The organism is Aeromonas sp. MaB10011B (genome assembly GCF_017939325.1).
Taxonomy (GTDB): Bacteria; Pseudomonadota; Gammaproteobacteria; order Enterobacterales; family Aeromonadaceae; genus Aeromonas; species Aeromonas caviae.
The window spans coordinates 31,813-46,746 of record NZ_JAGKRK010000002.1 but is presented as its reverse complement, the minus strand read 5'-3'; the positions used below and the strand labels follow the sequence as shown (position 1 = coordinate 46,746).

Annotated in this window: 18 protein-coding genes; 12 read left to right on the top strand and 6 right to left on the bottom strand. The window is 63.3% G+C overall.

Annotated elements, in window-relative coordinates; translation table 11 throughout:
- Positions 1 to 36: 36 nt before the first annotated feature.
- Positions 37 to 861, top strand: a complete 825-nt coding sequence (locus J9893_RS01000; RefSeq protein WP_210600531.1) for an MBL fold metallo-hydrolase — start codon at positions 37 to 39, stop codon at positions 859 to 861.
- A gap of 228 nt (positions 862 to 1,089) precedes the next feature.
- Here the strand turns inward: J9893_RS01000 and asnA are convergent, their stop codons facing one another.
- Positions 1,090 to 2,082 carry an aspartate--ammonia ligase gene (gene asnA, locus J9893_RS00995; protein WP_210600533.1) on the bottom strand — a complete coding sequence of 331 codons (993 nt, stop codon included), beginning with the start codon at positions 2,080 to 2,082 and terminating at the stop codon, positions 1,090 to 1,092.
- 154 nt (positions 2,083 to 2,236) lie between these two features.
- Between asnA and asnC the strand changes: the two genes are divergently transcribed.
- On the top strand, positions 2,237 to 2,698 hold the full coding sequence (gene asnC / locus J9893_RS00990; RefSeq protein ID WP_005306422.1) for a transcriptional regulator AsnC: 462 nt from the start codon (positions 2,237 to 2,239) through the stop codon (positions 2,696 to 2,698).
- Positions 2,699 to 2,799: 101 nt separating this feature from the next.
- Here the strand turns inward: asnC and J9893_RS00985 are convergent, their stop codons facing one another.
- Together J9893_RS00985 and J9893_RS00980 are read right to left on the bottom strand one after the other, a co-directional pair.
- On the bottom strand, positions 2,800 to 3,564 hold the full coding sequence (locus J9893_RS00985) for a transporter substrate-binding domain-containing protein (RefSeq protein ID WP_042015628.1): 765 nt from the start codon (positions 3,562 to 3,564) through the stop codon (positions 2,800 to 2,802).
- Positions 3,565 to 3,812: 248 nt separating this feature from the next.
- Positions 3,813 to 4,217, bottom strand: a complete 405-nt coding sequence (locus J9893_RS00980; protein ID WP_210600535.1) for a CBS domain-containing protein — start codon at positions 4,215 to 4,217, stop codon at positions 3,813 to 3,815.
- A gap of 159 nt (positions 4,218 to 4,376) precedes the next feature.
- Between J9893_RS00980 and J9893_RS00975 the strand changes: the two genes are divergently transcribed.
- Positions 4,377 to 5,081, top strand: a complete 705-nt coding sequence (locus J9893_RS00975; protein ID WP_183149039.1) for an SDR family oxidoreductase — start codon at positions 4,377 to 4,379, stop codon at positions 5,079 to 5,081.
- A 58-nt stretch (positions 5,082 to 5,139) separates the two neighbouring features.
- Here J9893_RS00975 and folK read toward each other — a convergent pair whose 3' ends face one another.
- On the bottom strand, positions 5,140 to 5,685 hold the full coding sequence (gene folK, locus J9893_RS00970; RefSeq protein WP_010675982.1) for a 2-amino-4-hydroxy-6-hydroxymethyldihydropteridine diphosphokinase: 546 nt from the start codon (positions 5,683 to 5,685) through the stop codon (positions 5,140 to 5,142).
- Positions 5,686 to 5,810: 125 nt separating this feature from the next.
- Here folK and J9893_RS00965 point away from each other — a divergent pair, with 125 nt between their 5' ends.
- The 4 genes from J9893_RS00965 to J9893_RS00950 all read left to right on the top strand — a co-directional run bounded on the left by J9893_RS00965 (position 5,811) and on the right by J9893_RS00950 (position 9,368).
- On the top strand, positions 5,811 to 5,903 hold the full coding sequence (locus J9893_RS00965) for a YnhF family membrane protein (protein ID WP_010675981.1): 93 nt from the start codon (positions 5,811 to 5,813) through the stop codon (positions 5,901 to 5,903).
- 102 nt (positions 5,904 to 6,005) lie between these two features.
- Positions 6,006 to 7,418, top strand: a complete 1,413-nt coding sequence (locus tag J9893_RS00960) for an ATP-binding protein (RefSeq protein ID WP_010675980.1) — start codon at positions 6,006 to 6,008, stop codon at positions 7,416 to 7,418.
- 105 nt (positions 7,419 to 7,523) lie between these two features.
- On the top strand, positions 7,524 to 8,033 hold the full coding sequence (locus J9893_RS00955) for a hypothetical protein (RefSeq protein WP_039039694.1): 510 nt from the start codon (positions 7,524 to 7,526) through the stop codon (positions 8,031 to 8,033).
- A gap of 54 nt (positions 8,034 to 8,087) precedes the next feature.
- A complete protein-coding gene (locus J9893_RS00950) occupies positions 8,088 to 9,368 on the top strand; it encodes a sigma 54-interacting transcriptional regulator (protein ID WP_010675978.1) in 1,281 nt (426 codons plus the stop codon).
- A 96-nt stretch (positions 9,369 to 9,464) separates the two neighbouring features.
- On the opposite strand, the gene J9893_RS00945 is transcribed toward J9893_RS00950, so the two are convergent.
- The gene (locus J9893_RS00945) at positions 9,465 to 9,938 is read right to left on the bottom strand and encodes a DUF1097 domain-containing protein (protein ID WP_210600537.1); all 474 of its coding nucleotides are present in this window, start codon (positions 9,936 to 9,938) and stop codon (positions 9,465 to 9,467) included.
- A gap of 371 nt (positions 9,939 to 10,309) precedes the next feature.
- Here J9893_RS00945 and msrP point away from each other — a divergent pair, with 371 nt between their 5' ends.
- Positions 10,310 to 11,320, top strand: coding sequence for a protein-methionine-sulfoxide reductase catalytic subunit MsrP (gene msrP / locus J9893_RS00940; protein ID WP_143236949.1), 1,011 nt, complete (start codon positions 10,310 to 10,312; stop codon positions 11,318 to 11,320).
- 91 nt (positions 11,321 to 11,411) lie between these two features.
- Positions 11,412 to 12,065, top strand: a complete 654-nt coding sequence (locus tag J9893_RS00935; protein ID WP_139736490.1) for a protein-methionine-sulfoxide reductase heme-binding subunit MsrQ — start codon at positions 11,412 to 11,414, stop codon at positions 12,063 to 12,065.
- Between the two features lie 10 nt (positions 12,066 to 12,075).
- On the opposite strand, the gene J9893_RS00930 is transcribed toward J9893_RS00935, so the two are convergent.
- On the bottom strand, positions 12,076 to 12,324 hold the full coding sequence (locus tag J9893_RS00930) for a PepSY domain-containing protein (protein WP_010675973.1): 249 nt from the start codon (positions 12,322 to 12,324) through the stop codon (positions 12,076 to 12,078).
- A 63-nt stretch (positions 12,325 to 12,387) separates the two neighbouring features.
- On the opposite strand from J9893_RS00930, the gene J9893_RS00925 reads away from it, so the two are divergent.
- The 3 genes from J9893_RS00925 to J9893_RS00915 all read left to right on the top strand — a co-directional run bounded on the left by J9893_RS00925 (position 12,388) and on the right by J9893_RS00915 (position 14,842).
- Entirely contained in the window at positions 12,388 to 12,720 is a 333-nt protein-coding gene (locus J9893_RS00925) for a hypothetical protein (protein ID WP_210600538.1), read from the top strand.
- Positions 12,721 to 12,807: 87 nt separating this feature from the next.
- Positions 12,808 to 13,464, top strand: coding sequence for a response regulator transcription factor (locus J9893_RS00920; protein ID WP_201985307.1), 657 nt, complete (start codon positions 12,808 to 12,810; stop codon positions 13,462 to 13,464).
- A 31-nt stretch (positions 13,465 to 13,495) separates the two neighbouring features.
- Positions 13,496 to 14,842: a sensor histidine kinase gene (locus J9893_RS00915; RefSeq protein ID WP_052816185.1), complete on the top strand. Its 1,347-nt coding sequence runs from the start codon at positions 13,496 to 13,498 to the stop codon at positions 14,840 to 14,842.
- Positions 14,843 to 14,934 lie beyond the last annotated feature (92 nt).

Here is a 14,934-nt window from a genome sequence, read left to right as displayed (position 1 = left end):
GCCTCGTGCCTGCGTTTTGTTTTCTGAGGGATTGAGATGCTGACGTTTTCCGTGCTGGTGGATGACGACGTTCATCTGCCTGGCTGTCTGCCCGAGCGAGGGTTGGCGCTGCTGCTGGAGTGTGACGGCCTCAGGGTGCTGTTCGACAGCGGCCGTGGCCGGGCGCTGTGCCACAACGCCGCCGTGATGGGGATCGATCTCGCCTCTCTCACCCATGTGGTGCGCTCTCACGGTCATTACGACCATGTGGGAGGCATCGGCTCCCTGCCCATCTATTCCGATCCCATTCCATTGATCGTTTGTCCGGATGTGTTCAATGAGCGGGGCTACTTCCTGCCGTTGCTGCCCCGACGCTACAACCTCTACCGCCTCTCGGGCGACCTGGATCCGCGACAACTGGCGACGAGAGGGCTGCTCCCTCACTGTTCGGCCGAGCCGGTATGGCTGTCCGAGCGGCTGGTGTTCCTGGGATCCATACTGCGACGGGAGCAGGCCAAACCCTCCTTGCTTGGTTACATGGTGCGGGGCGGGCGAGTGGAGAAAGACCTCATCAGCGATGATTCGGCGCTGGTCTACAAGAGCGAGCAGGGTCTGATAGTCTTCATCGGCTGTGGTCACGCCGGGGTCGAGAACATCATCGAGTGGGCCAAGGAGGTGTGTGGCGACGAGCGGATCCACGCCGTCATCGGCGGCCTGCACCTGAAGTTTTCCGGCCCAGAGCGGGCAGTGGCGCTCGGAGCCTATCTGCAGGAAGAGGCGGTGGAGCGGTTGTTTGCCTGCCACTGCACCGGCAGCAGAAAGGCGGGGTTGCCGCGCCAGCACCAGATCGGGGCGGGTTTTGAGCACAGTTTTTCGGCGTAAAAAAAACGGCAATCCGAAGATTGCCGGGAGGAATGTATTCGATGCGATCTGACGTGGGTTGAGCGGATCGCAGGGGCAAGCCCCAGGGTCGGCAGGCACAGTCAGCGACCATGCCCGCCTTACAGTCAGTCGGGATACGCTCTCCACCCCGGCTGACCAGCTTCGCTATCGCGTCTGTCCCGCGCCGTGTTGCCGCGATAGGAGGACAGAGGCAATCAAATCAATTCGTTACAGCATGTCCGCAATGGCGGCCTTCATCTCGGCCGGCCAGACGCCGACCTGGACCTGACCGATGTGCTCTTTTTGCAGCAGCAGCATGGCCAGACGGGATTGGCCGATGCCGCCGCCGATGGTTTGCGGCATCCGTGCTGCCAGCAGATCCTGATGCCAGTCGTACTGCAGGCGATCCTCGTCCCCGGTGATGGCGAGCTGGCGGCGCAGGGCCTCTGCGTCCACCCGGATCCCCATGGAGGAGATCTCGAAGCTGTCTTCCAGCACCGGGTTCCACACCAGGATGTCACCGTTCAGACCCGCCAGCCCGAGCTCGCTCTCGCTGCTCCAGTCGTCGTAGTCCGGGGCACGGACGTCGTGGCGTTCGCCGTGGGAGAGGGCGCCACCGATGCCGATGAGGAAGACCGCCCCCAGCTCTTTGGCGATGGCGCGCTCGCGTCCCTTGGCATCGAGGTCCGGGTAGCGGGTCAGCAGCTCTTCACTGTGCAGGAACTGAATATCCGCCGGCAGGAAGGGGGTCAGGTCGTGCTCGGCACAGACCGCGCGCTCGGTGGCCTTGATGGCGGCCCAGATGCCGCGCACCGTCTCCTGCAGATAGGCCAGATCCCGGCGCTCGCCCGGCATCACCTTCTCCCAGTCCCACTGGTCGACGTAGACGGAGTGAATGGGGCTGAGACGTTCCTCGTCCGGACGCAGTGCCTTCATGTGGGTGTAGATGCCTTCACCCGGGCCGAAACTGAAGCGACCCAGAGTCTGGCGCTTCCACTTGGCCAGGGAGTGGACCACCTCATAGCTGTGCTCCGGCAGGGTTTTCACCTTGACCTGCACTGCATGCTCGCAGCCGGAGAGGTTGTCCTGGGTGCCGTCACCGACCCGGCTCAGAATGGGGGCTTGTACCTCCATCAGGCCGAGTTGCAGTGCGAGTTGGCGGGAGAACATCTCTTTGACGAAGCTGATCTGCTGTTGGCTGCGGATGTAGTGCTGTTTCATGCTGAATTACCTGTCGTGAATCCCTTGAATGCGGTGATTCTTCAACAGAATGCCAACTAAATTCAATATTCGATAATTGAAATAGGCTTTGTGTGTTTTTTTCTTCAAAATAGGCCATCAATTAATGATGAATCATTAAAAGGAGCGCAAAAAAGTGCCGGAAAATTATCGGATCGATAATCTCGATCAGGCCATCCTCACCGCCCTGATGGAGAATGCGCGCCTGCCTTACGCCGAGCTGGCCAAACAACTGCTGGTGAGCCCGGGCACCATCCACGTGCGGGTAGAGAAGATGAAGCAGGCGGGCATCATCGAGGGAACGCGGGTGCAGGTGAACCCCAAGAAGCTGGGCTACGACGTCTGCTGCTTCATCGGGATCAACCTCAAGAGCGCCAAGGATTACCCGTCGGCCCTGGCCAAACTGCAGGCGCTGGACGAGGTGGTGGAGGCCTACTACACCACGGGCCACTACAGCATCTTCATGAAGGTGATGACCCGCTCCATCGACGAGTTGCAGACGGTACTGATCCACAAGATCCAGACCATCGACGAGATCCAGTCCACCGAGACGCTGATTTCGCTGCAAAACCCGATCCTGCGGGATGTGAAGCCTTGAGTCGGGTGGTCTGAGGGGGGTGTAGAGATCCCTATCCCGTGCGAGACCCTGTTCGCGCAGCAGAATTCGACCCTGCGGGAGATGACACCCTGAACGGTGGATCAGGGTTCGATATAGGGGATGCCGTATTTGTCGTAGAGGGCTTTGAGCCGGCCGTCCCGCTTCATGTGCAGCAGTTCGGCATCATAGGCGGCCATCAGGGCCGGGGTGTCGGCATTGGCCCGGGAACGGGTCCAGACATTGAAGTAGGGGCTGGTCTTGAGGGGTTTTGGCAGGTAGTCGAGCTTGCCTTCCAGTCCCTCCTCTCTTATCTGGGTGAAGGCGGTGACCAGGGACATGGGCACCACGTCGATGCGACCGGCGATGAGTTTGCGCAGTTGCAGCTGGTTGATGGGGATCTCCTGGAAGTGATAGCTCGGGTCTGTCATGGCCGCCGCGAGCTCGGGGGTATAGGAGAAATCCCGGGTGACACCGATGCGCCAGGGTTTGAGATCCGTCAGATGGTCATAATGGATCCGGCCTGCGGACTCCTTGCGTATGAAGAAGTGCCAGCTATGGAGCATATGGGCCTGTTTGGGGTAGAGCAGATAGGCCTCCCGCTCCGGTTTGTAGGAGTGGGTCAGCAGCAGATCATAGAAGCCGCTTTCGGCATTGCGGGTGAGCCTGGCCCCCGAATCGATGAGCTCAATCCTGATGGGAGTATGGAGCGTGCCGAAGATGGCGGTGACGAGATCAACATCCAGCCCGCGAGGGTGTCCCTGTGCATCCAGCCACTTGAGAGGGGGCTCCAGGATGCCACCAATGACCAGCTCCCTGGCTGACAGCCAGCAGGGCAGCAGCAAGCAGAATACGAGCAAGCGTCGCACGTTACATCTCCTGAGCACTCGGGACGGGGTCGCATCCGGCAGGGACTGTGACCGGCACCTATCTAACTAGAGACAACCACGGATGGCAAACCCTGAAATGGGGAGGGGACAAACGAACGGTACCGGTGGGAGGGGGGCGGGCTGCCTCGACAGGCCGCCCCGTGGCAGAGTCGGGCGGGATGGACCAGCCACTCGCCGGCTGTGGACGGGAGGGGGGTCGGCATGACACGTGTGCGAGGTTGCCTGCCTCAGGTTGCCTGACACTGTTTCATCTGGGTGTTGAGGGCCTGCATCACCTGACGACGGCTGATGATGCCCGTCACCTTGCCTCCCTCCATCACTGGATAGACCTTGGGTCTGGCCCCGGCCATCTGGCGGGCGAGATCCACGATGTTGTCATCAGGAGAGACGAACAGCGGGATCCGGCTCATCAGATCTTCGACCAGAGTTCGGGTGTCGCAGTGATAGCTGCCCGTGAGCAGGGCGGGAATGCAATCCTGCTCGGAGAGAAATCCGACGAGGTGCTGATGGTCATCCAGTACCGGCAGGCCCCCCAGGTTTGCCCGATGGAGTCTGTCCAGCGCCTCGGCCAGACCGAGGCCGGGGTGCAGTGAGTGGGTCAATGGCTGCATATGATCGCGAATTTGTAGCATGATGGTGGCTCCATGGGGGTCGATGGGGCCACTATGCCCGGTGGCTGTGACAGGGGGCCAATGGGTTTTGCCTCGGACATCGATAGGTCATGGCCGATGAATGGGCCCTCCGTGCGATCCTGCATGGATCGGGGAGGGCGACAACCACAAGGAGAGGGTATGCGTGCATTGGTAACGGGCTGTGGCCGTCGCCTGGGATTCTATCTGTGCGAGCAGCTGGTGGCCGCTGGCTGGCAGGTGACGGGCAGCTATCGCAGCGAACGGCCCGAGCTGGATCGTCTGCGAGACGTGGGCGTCGAGCTGGTACAGGCGGACTTCACCCGGGAAGAGGAGGTAGGCTCCGTGGTGACGGCGCTGGCGGCCCATGAGGATCTTGCCCTGATCATCCACAATGCCTCCGCCTTCGAGCCCCAGGCGGCGGATCCTGCGGTGCAGCTGGCCCAGTTCGATCAGTTCTACCGGGTACACATGGCGGCTCCCTTCCAGCTCAACCGGGCGCTGGCCCCCGCCCTTGCTCGCCAGCCCAACGGGGGCATCATCCACATCACCGATATCTACATCCATGCCCCGGCGCCCCAGTTTGCCGCCTACGTGGCCACCAAGGCGGGAGCCCATTCCCTGGCCATGAGCTTTGCCCGCGAACTGGCACCCGCCGTGCGGGTCAACACCATAGAGCCTGGCCCCATCCTGTTTCTCGACGAGCACGGGGATGACTGGCGCCAGCAGGTGCTGGCGAAGACGCCGCTGGCGCGGGAAGGGGGTCTGGAGCCCATCTGGCAGGCGGTACAGATGCTGATGAAGAACGACTACATGACCGGGGCCAGCATCCGGGTGGACGGGGGGCGCGCCCTCGCCGTCATCTAGGGCAAGGCGGGCCGCCATGACATGAGGCGCCTTTGGGCGCCTCATGTGTGTGAACGGCTCAAGGGTGCCGGATGGCGGCGTGCCGGGAAGGGGGGCCGGGGTGGCCGTTGCCGGGAAGCAGGGCCTCGTCTTGCTGGCAGAGATGGATGGGGGCCTGGCCGATGCGCTGCTTCGCAAACACCTTGCTGCCCGGCAGGCCGAGGGTCACCTTGCCGGAGTCCACACTGCCGCCCTGATACATCTCCGCCAGCAGATCCCCCAGGTAGGCATCCACCCCGGCCTCGGCGAAGTCATCCCGTTCGCCGCAGGCCAGTATGTCGATGTCCAGTGGCCTGTCCGCCACCTTGCACAGGGGGTTGCTGCGATCCCGGCCATGGGCCAGCTCCATGGTGACAAACTCGGCCTTGAGCTGGACGGGGGAGAGGTCGCTCTGGACGACGAACAGGCAGTTGAGGAAGTCGTGGCGCGAATGCATGCCCACGGGTTTGGTCTGGATGACGGAACTCAGGTGAAGGCGACCAAAGCGGGCCAGCAATTCGGCGACGACCTGACTGACGTGCAGGGCGGGGTCGAGATTGGATCCAATGCTACAGAGGTAAAACATGCTTTCCATTCCTTGGGTTGGGCTCGTCTGAAATATATACGCAGCTCACGGTTATGGGATTCACTATGAATTAACATGTCGTTATCTGTTGTGATCCAACGCTGATTGGCAGAAAGGAGGTTTGCATGAGCGTAGAAATGAAATGGGCACTGTTGGCCGCGTCAGGGGCCCTTGCCATGATCATTGTCATCTGTGTGGCGTCCGTCGGCCTGGCGTGAATCCGGCCTCGGTGAGCAATCAAACCGGCTTTATGGCCGGTTTTGCTTTTTGGGGCAGTGCGGATATGCTGGCTCCCCCATGACGAATCGAGACCGCAGAAGATGACCAAGGTTCGGCCCCGCTCCCTGCTCCAGGTAGTACTGATGGGCTTCGTGCTGGTGCTGATGCCCCTGGGGGGCATGATCTGGCACGACAGTCAGGCTCTCTCCCACCTGGGCCAGCTCACCAGCGACGAGATGGAACGTGCGGTGCGGGACACTCGCCGGGCGACGCTGCTCTCCACCCAGGCCATCGATCTGGAGCGCACCCTGCGCCGCTATGCGGTCCTGGGTGATGACCGCATCCTGGCCAGCTATCGGCAGCAGCTGGTGCGCTACCGGGAACTGCTCGCGACCCATCAGGACTCCATTCCGGATGCCGAGGTCTACGGAGATCTCGAGGCGACGCTGGTCTGGCTCGACGGCCTGCAGGATCTGCGCAAGGCCAGGCAGGAGGCGACCAGCCCCCGTTTCACCGACTTCAACGAACTGAACCAGCAACTGGAAGTGGTTACCCGCAGCCAGGTGGATGATCACGTGACCCGCATGCGGGGCGCCATCGTGGAGCTGAAGCAGCAGATCTGGTGGGTCAGCGGCTTCGTGGCCGGGCTCAGCTTGCTGCTGGTACTGCTCTTTACCTACCTCATCATTCACCCGGTACGTCAGATTGAGTCGCGGATCCTGAGCCTGGGCGCAGGCGTCGAGCCGGATCAGCGCCCGGTGGACGGCCCGGCCGAACTGGTGCTGCTGGGGGAGCGGATCAGCTGGCTGCACGACAAGCTCAAGGAGCTGGAACAGCAGAAATACCAGTTCCTGCGCCACGTATCCCACGAGCTGAAAACCCCCCTTGCCGTGCTGCGGGAGGGGGCTGATCTGCTCTCGGAGCAGCTGGTGGGGCCCCTCAACGGGGATCAGCAGGAGATCTGCCAGATGCTGGAAGAGAACAGCCGCCGTCTGCAGACCCTGATCGAGCGGCTGCTCGACTTCAATCGCCTCAGCCAGCAGGAGGTGTTCACCCTGTCCGAGGTGCCCCTGGCGCCCTTGTTGTCAGACTTGTCCGAAGAGTACCGGCTCGCGCTGGAATCCAAGCAAATCAGTGTACACTTGCCGCCCGAGCCCATCAGCCTGCGGGCAGAGCCCTACCGCCTGCGACTCATCCTCGACAATCTCTTTTCCAACGCGGTCAGCTATGGCGCCAGGGGCGGACAGATCTGGATCCGCGCCGGGGCGGGAGCGGGCGGCGGCTGGCTGGAGGTGGCCAACGAAGGGCCTGTCATCCCGCCAGACGAGCGGGAGCGCATCTTCGAGCCCTTTGAACAGGGCAGCATAGTGCGCCAGGGATTGCTGAAAGGCTCCGGCATGGGCCTCTCCATTGCCCGGGAGTCTGCCATGAGTCTGGGCGGCGAGCTCAGGCTGATCGAGGATGCCCAGGCGGATGTCTGTTTCCGGCTGGATTTGAACGTGCGCCCGAGCTGACGGGCGTGGCGGCGACCCCGCAGGTGCGGGTGGCGCCTTGACACCGAATATTGAGAGGAGCGGGCAGGTGCCTGTTCCCCACCAGGATCTGAAGTGACATTCAAGATGAAACGATTTGTGATTCCCGTATTGATGATAGGCCTGCTCGCTGGCTGTTCCCTGCTGCCTTCTACCAGCCTCACCGAGCCTTCCCAGGAGGCGATCGCCAGGCGGATGGAGTTTGCCAACAAGGAGATGCAGGTGCGCCTGCAATACTCGGACTGGCTGCTGGCCAGCCATCCCCAGCAGCGGATGCAGGAGCGCCAGCGACTGGCCGGCGCCACCGACCTCGAGAGCCGGGTCAGCCTGGCCATGGTCAACACCCACCCGTCCGAATCGGTGGCCAGCCGCCGGGCCGGGCTGGATCAGCTGAAGGCTCTGTTGCCGGAGCTCGGTCTCGATGCCCAGGCCTTCCTGCGCAGCTGGATCGCCCTCGGGGAGGAGCTGCTGGTGCGAGACAGCCGCCGCGACGATCAGAGTCAGGAGGTGAAGCGTCTGCGCCAGCAGATAGAGCAGCTCTCCGCCATCGACGAGCAGCTCAACCAGCGTAAGCTCAATGGGGGAGGTCAGCCATGACAGCTCCGGACCGCGCCGCAATGACCGCGTTTTTCGCCAAGAGGGGGTGAGAGGATGAGCCGTATTCTGCTGGTGGACGATGATGCCAGCCTGCTCAAGCTGATGAGCATGCGCCTGCGCAGCCAGGGTTACGAGGTAGATACCGCCGACAGCGCCGAAGGAGCGCTGGACAGGCTGCGCCAGCAACGGGCCGACCTGGTGCTGAGCGATCTGCGCATGGGGGGCATGGACGGGCTGGCGCTGTTCGAGCGGATCCAGTCCCAGTGGCTCGGCATGCCGGTGATCATCATGACCGCCCACGGCACCATTCCCGACGCCATCCAGGCGACCCGCTCCGGGGTGTTCAGCTTCCTCACCAAGCCCATCGACAAGGACGAGCTGCTGGTCACCATAGAACATGCTCTCAGCCTGACCCGTCCGAAGCAGCAGCAGGAGTGGCAGTCCCTCATCCAGACCCGCAACCCGCAGATGGAGCAATTGCTGATCCAGGCGAGCAGCATCGCCACCATGGACGTGCCCGTGCTGATCCTGGGTCCCTCCGGCGCCGGCAAGGGGGTGATGACCCAGGCGCTGCACCAGGCCAGCCACCGTCGCGACAAGCCGCTGCATACCATCAACTGTGCGGCTCTGCCCTGGCCCGCGCTGGACTTGCAGCTGTTCGGCGAGGATGGCCAGTCCGGCCTGTTTGCCGAGGCCAAAGGCGGCACCCTCTTCCTCGACGAGATAGGGGATCTGTCGGAGTCACTCCAGGCCAAGTTGCTCCAGGTGCTGGCGGAGTATGGTCAGGGCACCCCCGAGGTGCGGGTCATCAGCTCCAGCCATCAGGATCTGGTGACCGCCATGGAAGAGGGGCGTTTTCGCGAGGATCTCTTCTACCGCCTCAACGTGGCCAACATCACCCTGCCGCCTCTGAGCGCCCGCAGCGAGGACATCCCCCTGCTGGCCCGTCAGGCGTTGGACGATTACCGCAACCGTCACCCCGATTGCGCCGCCCTCGGCTTCTCGCCGGAGGCGCTGGCCCTGCTGGCCGCCGCGGCCTGGCCGGGCAACGTGCGTCAGCTCTGCGGGGTGGTGGAGCAGCTCGCGAGCCTCTGCTGCAGCCCGGTGATAGGCGCGGCCATGGTGGAGTCGGCCCTGAGTGGCGGCGGTGGCGGCATTCCCTCGTTCAACGAGGCGCGGGCCGAGTTTGAAAAGGAGTACCTGATCCGCCTGCTGCGCACCACGGAAGGCAATGTGACCCTGGCGGCCAACATGGCAGGGAGAAACCGCACCGACTTCTACAAGCTGCTGAATCGGCACGGCATCGAGGCGGCCAACTTCAAGTCGAAGGGATAAATGACAGAGGGGCGGCCCGTCGATGACGGGCCGCCCCTCTGGTTTCCGACCGAATCGGTTACCTTATCAGGCTCAGGCTCAGGCTCAGGCTCAGGCTCAGGCCGGGTCGCTGACGCCGCCGGTGGAGAGGGTCTTCTGGGAGAGCCAGAGGCCGCTCGCCCTCATCAGATAGCCAAACAGGGCGCCGATGATGAGGGAGGGCAGAATGAGCCGCCACTCGCCTGCGGCGCCGAAGGTGGCACAGCACCCGGCGAAGGTGCCGGGAATGTAGGCGAGCCACTGCTGCCTGGCCTGCACGCACATCAGGGTGGCCACCACCCCTGTCATCAGATAACCCGCCATGCCGGCCCCCCACCAGGTCTCCCCGTGGATCAGCAGGAGTGCCCACAGCATGCCGGTGGTGTTGCACAGCAGGGTCTGCAACAGCGCCTTGTAACCGCCACTCGAGGCGAAGTAGCTGGTGCAGCCGAGGAAGCCGACCCAGGAGATGAGACCGAGTGCGGCGGCCAGTCCACCCCAGACGGCGGAGAGGATCCCGGTCGTGATGGCGATGGCGAACAGTGGGCTCATGGCGTGACTCTCAGTGGTTGAATCCGGAAAAGGAGGCAGCCTACTCCGCGGTAGAGCGGCAGCAAGCGGGGGCCGGATCGTGTGTGATCCCGATCACTCTTTGCAACTCTGGAATACGCTTGCGCTCGCGAAAAAAATTCATTGGAGGCGCCGCAGACCTTGTTCCATAGTTAGAGGCCCTGTCCTGCTCATGGAGTGAGTCTGATGGTGCCAAACGTGATCGTTCCTCTGCTGGTGTTTGTAGTGCTCTTCCTGGCCGGTACCATGGCCAAGGCACTGCCCCTTTACCAACTCATGTAATTCTGTGTGAAATAAAACTCGGCCGGGGCGGGTCTTATGGTTGTCAACCTCATCGTCCCGGGAGTTTTTTCATGTTGATCAAGCGCCGTACTTCTCATCACCCCACCGAACAGGATGTCACGCCGGAAACCGTCTATCAGGATCGTCGCCGCATTCTGAAAGGGCTGGGCCTGGGCGTCGGTGCCGCCACCCTGGCGTTTCCGGTGAAGGCCAGCCTGCTGGATCTCTTCGCACCGGACAAGCCGGCCACCGTGGCCCCCACCAGACCCCTCGACATCCGTGCCGCGACCCGGCCAGAGGGATTGATCCTCACCCCGGAGGAGAAGGCCACCACCCACAACAATTTCTACGAGCTGGGGACCGACAAGGGGGACCCGGCCCGCAACGGCCATTACCTCAGGCCCGAGCCCTGGACCCTGAAGGTGGAAGGGGAGGTGGCCAAACCCTTCACCCTGGATGTGTGGGATCTCATCAACAAGAGCACGCTGGAGGAGCGCATCTATCGGCTGCGCTGCGTGGAGGCCTGGTCCATGGTGCTGCCCTGGAGCGGCATTGCGCTGGCGGATCTGATCCGCCGTGCCGAGCCCACCAGTCGCGCCAAGTTCGTGGCCTTCGAGACGCTCTATGATCCGGAACAGTTACCGGGGCAGGCCTCCCGTGCCCTGGGGGGCGGCATCGATTATCCCTATGTGGAGGGCTTGCGCCTCGACGAGGCCATGCACCCCCTCTCCTTCCTCGCCATGGGGCTCTATGGCAAGACCCTGCCCGCCCAGAACGGGGCTCCCATCCGGCTGGTGGTGCCCTGGAAATACGGCTTCAAGAGCATCAAGAGCATCGTCTCCATCCGCCTGATGGAGGAGATGCCCCCCACCACCTGGAACCTGCTTGCGCCGAACGAATATGGCTTCTACGCCAACGTCAACCCGAGCGTGGATCACCCGCGCTGGAGCCAGGCGAGCGAGCGTTTCATCGGCGAGGGGGGCATTTTCGGGGCCAAGCGCCAGCCGACCCTGATGTTCAATGGCTACGGCGACGAGGTGGCGTCCCTCTATCAGGGGATGGATCTGCGTAAATGGTATTGAGACTGACGCTCTGCCCGACTGATCTCTTGCCCCCTTCTCCACTGGTGGGAGAGGGGATGAGAAGCGGGAAAAACATGACGGGAACTGCAATATGACGCCGAGACTGAAAACAGCCCATGTCAACGGCTTGCGGGCGCTGGTGCACCTTGGTTCGCTCGGCTTTCTGCTCTGGCTGGGCTATGCCGTGCCAGCCGGGCTGCTGGGGGGGGATCCGGTCCAGGGGCTGACCCATTACCTTGGCAAGGGGGCCCTCCACCTGCTGTTGCTGACCCTGCTGGTGTCGCCGCTCGCCAAGCGTTGGCGCCAGGGGCAGCTCATCAAGTTGCGTCGCCCCCTCGGGCTCTGGTGCGCCGCCTGGGCGTCCCTGCACTTCATGGTCTGGCTGGGGCTGGATCTGCAGTTCGACTGGGGGCTGATTGGCGGCGAGCTGGTGAAGCGCAGCTACATAGTGGTGGGCATGGTGGCGCTGCTGCTGTTGCTGGCGCTCGGCATCACCTCGATCCCGGCCCTGTTGCGACGCATGGGGCCGGCCTGGCAGAAGCTGCACAACTGGATCTACGGGGTGGCTCTGCTGGTGCCGGTACACTACTGGTGGTCGGTCAAGAGCGGGTGGCAGGAGCCGCTCATCTATCTGGTGCTGGCCTGCGCCCTGCTGTGGCCCCGTCGGGAGAAGCTGCTGCGCACCTGGCGCAGGCGCCCGCAAGTGGCCGGGAGGGGGGCGGCGCAACAGCCGTCACGCCCATAGCAAAAGAGGCCTATTCGGCCTCTTTTTTGGTGATCTCGCCGGTGTTGGCGTCGACCTGCAACTGGACGCGCTGATCGTCGGCATTCAGGGTATCGACCTCGAATTTGTCCCCTTCCAGCTCCACTTCCCGAATGTCGTGATACCCTTGTGCCAGCAACAACTTGACCAGTCCGGCCATGTCGAGACGTGTCTGCGCCGCCCAGCCAAAGGTGGAAAAGAGGCACAAGATCAGCAGGATACTGCGTGGGATCATATTCATTCCGGATTCATGGTTGGCACACTATAAACGGCATTATGTTAGGTTTTGAGAGATGAATCACCCATGAATAGCGCGCTGCCCCTGCTTGGATTGCTGCTGCCGATGCTGGTTCAGGCGGCCCAGCCGAACGAGGCTTTGCTGCAACAAGCGGTCAGCGAGGGGCGGGTCCGCCCTTTTCATGAGTTGATGGAGGTGGCCTCCCGCCTGCCGGTGCGCGTGCTGCGCGTCGATCTGGGTGAGGAGGATGGCGTCTGGCTCTACGAGCTCAGGCTCATCGACGAAGAGAACAGCGTCATCAAGGTGGGCTACCGGGCTGACAACCTGGAGATGGCGTGGCTCAAGGGCCACCATCTGGAGCGCCTGTTCGCTCCGCGCCCGCCCCCGGAAGAGGAGTAACGGCGTGAGTCCGCGAACCTACCGCCGTCCGGTTCGTCCCCCCAACCGTTGCCGGTGCTGGCACAACCCTGTTTTGGATACCCATGTATGCGCATTCTGATAGTTGAAGATGAAAAGATCCTCGCGGGCCAGCTGGCGGAACAGCTGCGTCTGTCCGGTTTCGTCACCGATCTCTGCCACGATGGCAACGAGGCGGGCTTTCTCGGCGAGACCGAACCCTATGACGCCATCATCCTGGATCTCGGCCTGCCCGGTCGCGACGGCCTGAGCGTACTGAAGGAGTGGCGCAGCAAGGAGATGGATACCCCGGTGCTGGTGCTGACCGCCCGTGGCCAGTTGCACGAGAAGATTGAAGGGCTCAACGCCGGGGCGGACGACTACCTCACCAAACCCTTCCAGGTAGCGGAGCTGGTGGCCAGGGTGCAGGCGCTGGTGCGCCGGGCGGCGGGGAACGCCAGCTCCATCCTCGAGATCGGTGGCGTGCGTCTCGACATGGCGGCCTCCCAGGTGTGGTACGAAGGGACCCCCATCAAGCTCACCGCCCACGAGTTCCGGGTGCTGGGCTACCTGATGCAGCACAGGGGCAAGGTGGTGTCCCGCAGTGAGTTGATCGACCACATCTATGCCCAGGATTTCGATCGCGACTCCAACACCGTGGAGGTGTTCATCGGCCGCATCCGCAAGAAGACCCACGCCGATCTCATCGAGACGGTGCGCGGCCTCGGCTACCGGATCAACGAATGACACCCTCGCAACCGATGGCGGGGTGGGTTGAATGAGGCTGGTACGCACCCTGCGAGGTCGGCTGGTGGTGATCGCCATGGTCTGGTGCGGTCTCTTCCTGTTCGCCACCGGCTTCAGCCTGCAGACCATGATGCGCAACTACTGGCAGGAGGCGGAGGCCGATGGCCTGCGCCTGCAGCTCTACGATCTGCTCTCCCGCCTCGAGATCCAGCCGGACGGCCTGCCCGTGGTCACCGAGCCTATGGCCGACCCCCGTTATCGCCAGCCCTACTCCGGCTACTACTGGCAACTGGAGCTGGGGGAGACGGTGGTCAGTCGCTCCCGCTCCCTGTGGGATGCCCATTTGAGCGCCCACGGCCTGAAGTCGGCCTTCGGCGATCCGGACCTCTTCGTCGGCAAGGGGCCCAACAAGGAGCCCCTGCTCATCATGACCCGTACCGTGCTGCTGCCGGGGTCTGATCGGGTCTTCACCCTGGTGATGGCCAAGGACAGCAGCGCCCTGACCCAGACCCTGAAGAAGACCCGTATCAGCCTGTTCCTCGGCCTCGGCTTCGCCGCCACCGGCCTGGTGCTCGGCTTCATGTTCCAGATCCTCTACGGCCTGCGCCCGCTGCACCTGCTGCGCCGCGAGCTGAGCCGCGTCCATCAGGGTCATCAGGAGGGGTTCCGGCTGCGCTACCCCCTGGAGATCCAGCCGCTGGTGGAGGACATCAACCGCCTGCTGCACCACTATGGCGAGCTGCTGCAACGAGCCCGCTCCCACACCGGCAACCTGGCCCACGCCCTCAAGACGCCGCTCAGCATCATGCGCAACCAGGTGACCCAGTTGCCGCCGGAGGATCAGGCCGCCCTCGGCGAGCAGCTCGACCAGATCCAGCGCCACATCGACTACCACCTCGGCAAGGCGCGGGTGACCGGCGCCGCCAAGATCCTCGGGGTGTCGACCCCGGTGCGGGCCCGGGTGGAGTACATCTGCCGCGCCTTCTCCCGCCTCTATCCCGGCAAGACGGTGGACTTGCAGGTGCCGGTCAATCTGGCGGTCGGGGTGGAGGAGCAGGACTTCGACGAGATGGTGGGCAACCTGCTGGAGAACGCCTTCAAGTGGTCCGCCAGCGAGCTGCGCATCTCCAGCGCCGAGCTGGGGGGCTGGATCACCCTGCGCATCGAGGACGACGGTCCCGGCATGAGCGAGGATCAGATCGCCAAGGCGGTGCTGCGGGGGGTGCGCCTCGACGAGAAGGTGCCGGGCTCGGGCCTTGGCCTCAACATCGTCTCGGATCTCGCGGAAGCCTATCGCGGCAGCCTCATCATGGGGCGGGCCGAGCTGGGGGGGCTCGCCGCTTCCCTCTCCCTGCCCAAGGTGGCCAGGGTCGAGTGACGGAGCTCCCCGTCGGGGGCCCCTTTTGTGCCGCCGTGCTGGCAAGGGTGCGGCACCCGGCATAAGATACGTCTCTTGTTTCAGGTGTAGGA